This is a genomic window from Microcoleus sp. Pol12B5 (assembly GCF_036701335.1).
Taxonomy (GTDB): domain Bacteria; phylum Cyanobacteriota; class Cyanobacteriia; order Cyanobacteriales; family Microcoleaceae; genus Microcoleus.
In genome coordinates this window covers 1-5,329 of sequence record NZ_JAUBQQ010000128.1, presented here as the reverse complement: position 1 = coordinate 5,329, position 5,329 = coordinate 1, and the positions used below count along the sequence as shown (strand labels likewise).

The 5,329-nt window shown below is 44.4% G+C and carries 7 protein-coding genes; 3 read left to right on the top strand and 4 right to left on the bottom strand.

Annotated elements, in window-relative coordinates:
* Positions 1 to 107: 107 nt before the first annotated feature.
* The 3 genes from QUA24_RS26620 to QUA24_RS26610 all read right to left on the bottom strand — a co-directional run bounded on the left by QUA24_RS26620 (position 108) and on the right by QUA24_RS26610 (position 1,912).
* Positions 108 to 581: a hypothetical protein gene (locus QUA24_RS26620; protein ID WP_333233377.1), complete on the bottom strand. Its 474-nt coding sequence runs from the start codon at positions 579 to 581 to the stop codon at positions 108 to 110.
* A 69-nt stretch (positions 582 to 650) separates the two neighbouring features.
* Positions 651 to 1,286, bottom strand: a complete 636-nt coding sequence (locus QUA24_RS26615) for a hypothetical protein (RefSeq protein WP_333233375.1) — start codon at positions 1,284 to 1,286, stop codon at positions 651 to 653.
* A gap of 491 nt (positions 1,287 to 1,777) precedes the next feature.
* Positions 1,778 to 1,912, bottom strand: a complete 135-nt coding sequence (locus tag QUA24_RS26610; RefSeq protein ID WP_333233373.1) for a hypothetical protein — start codon at positions 1,910 to 1,912, stop codon at positions 1,778 to 1,780.
* Here QUA24_RS26610 and QUA24_RS26605 point away from each other — a divergent pair.
* The 3 genes from QUA24_RS26605 to QUA24_RS26595 all read left to right on the top strand — a co-directional run bounded on the left by QUA24_RS26605 (position 1,912) and on the right by QUA24_RS26595 (position 4,360).
* Complete coding sequence (locus tag QUA24_RS26605) at positions 1,912 to 2,841, top strand: energy-coupling factor ABC transporter permease (RefSeq protein WP_333215415.1); 930 nt, start codon at positions 1,912 to 1,914, stop codon at positions 2,839 to 2,841. The two genes, QUA24_RS26610 and QUA24_RS26605, sit on opposite strands and share 1 nt — an antisense overlap.
* Entirely contained in the window at positions 2,834 to 3,490 is a 657-nt protein-coding gene (locus QUA24_RS26600; protein ID WP_333233371.1) for an energy-coupling factor transporter transmembrane component T, read from the top strand. The genes QUA24_RS26605 and QUA24_RS26600 overlap by 8 nt, the downstream gene beginning before the upstream one ends.
* Positions 3,491 to 3,625: 135 nt before the next feature.
* A complete protein-coding gene (locus QUA24_RS26595) occupies positions 3,626 to 4,360 on the top strand; it encodes an ABC transporter ATP-binding protein (protein ID WP_333233369.1) in 735 nt (244 codons plus the stop codon).
* 97 nt (positions 4,361 to 4,457) lie between these two features.
* Here the strand turns inward: QUA24_RS26595 and QUA24_RS26590 are convergent, their stop codons facing one another.
* A complete protein-coding gene (locus tag QUA24_RS26590) occupies positions 4,458 to 5,246 on the bottom strand; it encodes a potassium channel family protein (RefSeq protein WP_333233380.1) in 789 nt (262 codons plus the stop codon).
* Between the last annotated feature and the right edge of the window lie 83 nt (positions 5,247 to 5,329).

Here is a 5,329-nt window from a genome sequence, read left to right as displayed (position 1 = left end):
TTAGCTCTCAAACATATTGATGCTTAAACTCCTCTTGGGGTGGTGCGCTTCAGGCGCACCCCCTGAACGGTTACATTTTTTGTGTCCATTATCAAACCTCACATTACTTAAGTTAACGGCAAATAGGGAAAGAGAGGATGCCAGCACATAGCTGTGGCAGCAATTAATAAAGCAAACATCCAGAAAAATATGGTGCGGCTTTTAATGTTCTTATTCTTCCAAAGAGTATGGAGAATTGGCCAACTGATCAGCCAACCCACAAGCAGCATAGTTTCTTTGCCAGTGTAACTGCCGATATTTCCCCACAATTCGCTATCTGTCTTGCTTCCTGGAATCCAAGTACCGAGATTCCAAACAATTTTTTCTGTGGCTTTCGATGTGTCTGACAAGTGGTGAGTCACCATCATTGTAAAACAACCAATTGCTGCACTAATTACTGCAGCAGCGGCCGGCCCGGAAACACTAGGTGCTGTTTCTGCTCCTTCGGATAAACCGCTGGGGAAGTGTTTTAATTGCCTCCAAAATTTCCCGTATAAAGGTTCATTGTCCGGCTCATTGTGGCGGGATAATTGTCTAGTCATTGTAAAAATATCCTAATTTTGGTAATTGGTAATTAGCCGTTGCTAATGCTAAAATCCACTAACTCTTAATTACAAAGCGTGGATTTTAGCAACACCAAGCCCGCTCACCATGCCGCCCATTGCGAAAAACATGATTGCCATCAAAGCCACGCAGGTATCTGTTAAAACTGGGCGGTTTTGCTTTTCTAAAATCGAGTTGCCATAGTTCCACAAAATCCACGCACAAGCTACTGTTAAAGGCAATGTAAACAGCACGGTAAATTCGTGATATTCCATCAAAACGTACTGCGCTAGAGGAGAGTTTTCTTTCAGCGCTGCTCTAGCTCCGCCGAAATCTATGCCTGCTCGATACCGCATATAAGCCCAATTGCCAGTAGCGATCGCCAAAAAACTCAAAAGAGTTGACCAAAAGGCTAATGTACGCATTTGTGGCAAGATTTTAGGGACACCTCTCAACAAGGGAAAAGCCAAATGTCCTGTATAAACCATTACCACTAATGCCAACATTGCACCCATGCCGTGAATGGTTCCCATCCACCGCTGCCAAGGGCTTGGATGCAGTAGGTTAACTAAAGGTAAAAACAGAAATAAACCAGCGGATAAAAAGCTAAGTCCGTAGACAGAAACTTGAGCGATATCTAACTGTTTGGGAAATTCAGATGGAACTAAATCGGTAGTTGAGTCTTGGGTTGAGTGCTGCACCACTGGCAAACATCCTGTAGGTTGTGCGGAAAATTACTTGAGAATAAGCGCATTAGTATTTTGAGTTTCTTGATAATGCAGCTCGTGGGGTTGTTGCTCGCACATTGGCGCGATCAACAACCGCAAACATACTGCTAACTATATAAATTAGCAATAATTTAGACTTTTTAGTTTCTCTAACACGCAATACTTGGGCTGTGACTAGCTATCTGCTAATTTCACTGCTGCGGTCGTCAAAAACTTAATGCTATTTATTCTCAAGAGTTGAGAATAAAACCAATGAGAGATTTTCAGTATATTCTTTATATTTTTTTAAAATTCTTGCTTGAGCTTGACGGTGAATACAATTTGGCAGTTGAATGTGTAAACAAATATTGATAATTCTTATCAAAAAGCTTCAATTTGGGGGTGCTAGGTAAAATATCCGAATAATTCTTCAGGATTATTTAATGTAAAATTTCTCATCCTCAAAATTTTGCTTTTGAGGCGGTAATCTATATCAAATAAGCGATCGCCCGCCGCAAATCCCCCGATCGCTCGATCGCATTAATGCCCCCAGAGGGGGTTTTAAATTTTTGTAAAAAATAGTTGACTAAAGACTTGGAAGTTCTCTCGTTTGGATAGATCAATGCACATACCTGATGGTTTTCTTTCACCGCCAGTAGCCGTTGCCACCGGCATAGCAAGCGCAGCAGCAATTGCAGTTGCCCTAAATCGAACCCGCGCCAGTCTTGGACTCCGACAAGCCCCAATCATGGGCTTAACCACAGCTTTCGTGTTTGCAGCCCAGATGATCAACTTTCCCGTAGCAGGCGGCACCAGCGGCCACTTGTTGGGAGGGGCGCTCGCATCCGTCGTTTTGGGGAACCCTTGGGCGGCAACTTTAGCGATGAGTACAGTTTTTATAATTCAGAGCGTCTTGTTTGCCGACGGGGGCATCACCGCCCTGGGAGCCAATATTTTTAACATGGGGCTAGTTGGCATTTGGGTGGGCTGGTGGCTGTTGCAGCCATTGCAGCAACTTTTGGGAGGTTCCAGAAATCGTTTGCCGCTAGCAGCAGGGATTGCAGCCGCCCTTAGCGTCGTGGCTGCTTCGATTTCTGTGGCGATCCAATTGGCAATTTCTGGAACAGTAGGGCTCAATATCGCATTGCCCGCAATGGTAGGCGTACATATTTTAATTGGGATTGGCGAAGGGGTAATTACAGGCGGCGTTTTAACTTATCTCGTCAAAGTGCGGCCGGATTTACTGCCGGGACAACAGCCACAATTGCAGAAATGGGTGGTGCCAGTAATCGGAGTGTTATTAATTTCGGGGGTGCTTTCGCTGTTCGCTTCAAGTTGGCCTGACGGGTTAGAAGCGGTAGCCGAAAAATACGGCTTTAAAGATAAAGAAGCTGTGGCGATCGAAAATCCCACTCCTTTAGCAGATTACACAGTTAAAGGATTAGAAGAACAGCCTATTGGTACTAGCATTGCTGGACTTTTAGGGTCTGCCTTCAGCTTCGGTGCGGCTTTTGGGATTGCTCAGTTGGTGGTAAAACCTAAAGATGTCTAAACTCTCCATACCTTTTCGATTGCGAGTGTCTCTCACAATTGTGATTGGCATGGGTTTTCTGAAGACAGGCGCTTGGCTGTGGCTGGGAATTTATGGGGCGATCGCACTTTTTTGGTCGTTTTGGCTTCGGGCTCCGGTGCGAACCCTCGCGCAACTTTTGGGAGCAGAATTGCTTTTTCTCTCCTTATTAGTGCTGCCCCAAGGTTGGGAACGTGCCAGTTTTCTGTTGCTGCGTTCCCTAATTTGCCTGCTAATTATGAACAGTTTTCTGCTAACTTTGCCGCCCCACAGTTTCGGAATCGCCCTCAAAGGATTACCCCTACCAGCAGGTTTGCAAGAGATTGTACTGTTAACGGGACAATACTTGGAAATCCTGCTGACCGAAGTCAACCGCATGAAAATATCTGCCCAACTCCGGGGCTTATCGGGTACCGGAGGATGGTTGCGCTACGCCAGCGCTTCCATGATCGGAGCGCTTTATTTGCGAAGTCTCGATCGGGCAGAAAGAGTACACGCAGCCATGCTAATCCGCGGCTATCAAGGAGCTTTACCTGTTGACTCAAAATCAACACCAAAAGAGCGACTCTGGCTGACAGTAGCAATTTTAATGGCAGCCGGATTAACAATAGCTTCTTATGGTAAGTGGTAATTTAGAAGGGGCAATTGGTAATTGGTAACTGATTCATTCATGCCTCTACCTTTTGCCTTCTCCCTTCCCCTCTCTGCGGTCTCTGTGCTCTCTGCGGTTAAATACTCTTAATCCTAAAATCGAGGCAAATAAAAATTGACTAAACTCAAATCCGTGCCAACAATTGAAGTAGAAAATTTAGTATTCGGATATCCCCAACAAAAACCAATATTACGGGGAATTTCTTTTACTTTGCAACCGGGAGAAAGAGTAGCTCTACTCGGTCTGACAGGGGCTGGTAAAAGCACTTTGCTCGAAAACTTGATCGGATTAAAAATGCCTCAATCGGGCGAGATTAGAGTGCAGGGAAAAAAGTTGGAAGAGGCGACTTTATCGCAGGCGCGCAGGCAGATTGGATTTTGCTTTCAAGATGCTAATGACCAGCTATTTATGCCAACTATTTTAGAGGATGTCATGTTCGGACCCCGCAATTATGGAGTGCCGCCGGGAGTTGCGCGCGATCGAGCTTTAGCGCTATTAGACGAATTTGGTTTAGTAGAATTCGCCAACCGTTCTGCCCATGAACTTTCGGGAGGTCAAAGAAGGTTAGCAGCCTTGGCAGCAATTTTAGCATTAGAGCCGGCAATTTTAATCTTAGATGAGCCGACGAACGGACTCGATCCCTCGTGGCGGCGTCACTTGGCGTCAGTTTTGTCCCAATTGCCGATCGAGGTAATTTTGATCGCGTCCCACAATTTGAATTGGATCGGGAAAACGACTCAAAGGGCGTTAGTGTTGGCTGACGGCGAGATTAAAATTGACAGAAAAACCAAAGACTTGCTGGCAGATAAATCAACTCTAGAATATTACAACTTGCCGCCAGATTGGTAATAAATTATTGGTCATTAGTTATCACATAAAGCAGTCATAACAAACCACAAACTATCGTAACGATTGGGTGGCAATCACAGGCAACATATATCTGTAATTACAGCTCGAATTTGCGGACGGCTTCATTGTACAGATGAATAGCTAAATCGCGCAGAATTTGTTCGTTTTGGAACTCACTTCCTAACTTCTGCTTTGCCATTTGAACACACATTTTCATCAAGTCTGACGAACTTTCGATCTGAATTGCTATCTCCCTTTGCTTTTTGCCAAACCCGACCTCGATTTCCGCCAGCCTTTTCACCGATTGACAATTCGCCGATTGCTCTAAATTAGCCGCCATTTTTTCCTGCTTTCTCCTTTGGACTTCCTCCGAAAAACCCGCAGCAATGAGCCCCGCAGGTAATGCAAAAATTCCGATTCCCAAAAATGCTAATATTGCTCCTAACAATTTCCCTAAAGGAGCGATTGGATAAATATCACCGTAACCGACCGTAGTTAAGGTCACAATTCCCCACCACATTGCATCGGGGATGCTCGCAAAAGTTTCTGGATGCGCCTCATTTTCAACAAAATACATGACGCTAGAGGCAAATATTAACAGGATAAAAACTGCAAATGCAGTGGCAATTAACTCCTCTTTTTTAGCGTACAATACTGCTGTCAGAGTTCTGAGTGACTCAGAATAACGGCTCATTTTTAGCAACCGCAATAAGCGCAGGACACGAATTAAATTAACGAAGTTTAAACTAGGAAATAACAACAAGAAGTAAAAAGGTAAGATGGAAATTAAATCTATCAAACTTAGGAATGTAAGAGCATATCTCAATCTTCCCCAAAGCGGGTGGATGTATCTGTAATCGACTGTGGAAACCCACAGCCTTAAAATATATTCGTAAGGATTCAGGTCTTTGATTGGGGAATAAGAGAAGGCATGAATAAGTTACAAGAATGGGCAGATATAGCATCACG

What these genes read in the sequence shown, in the direction of transcription:
- QUA24_RS26620 (WP_333233377.1), bottom strand. Translation starts at nt 581, where the DNA reads ATGACTAGACAATTATCCCGCCACAATGAGCCGGACAATGAACCTTTA.
- QUA24_RS26605 (WP_333215415.1), top strand. Translation starts at nt 1,912, where the DNA reads ATGCACATACCTGATGGTTTTCTTTCACCGCCAGTAGCCGTTGCCACC.
- QUA24_RS26600 (WP_333233371.1), top strand. Translation starts at nt 2,834, where the DNA reads ATGTCTAAACTCTCCATACCTTTTCGATTGCGAGTGTCTCTCACAATT.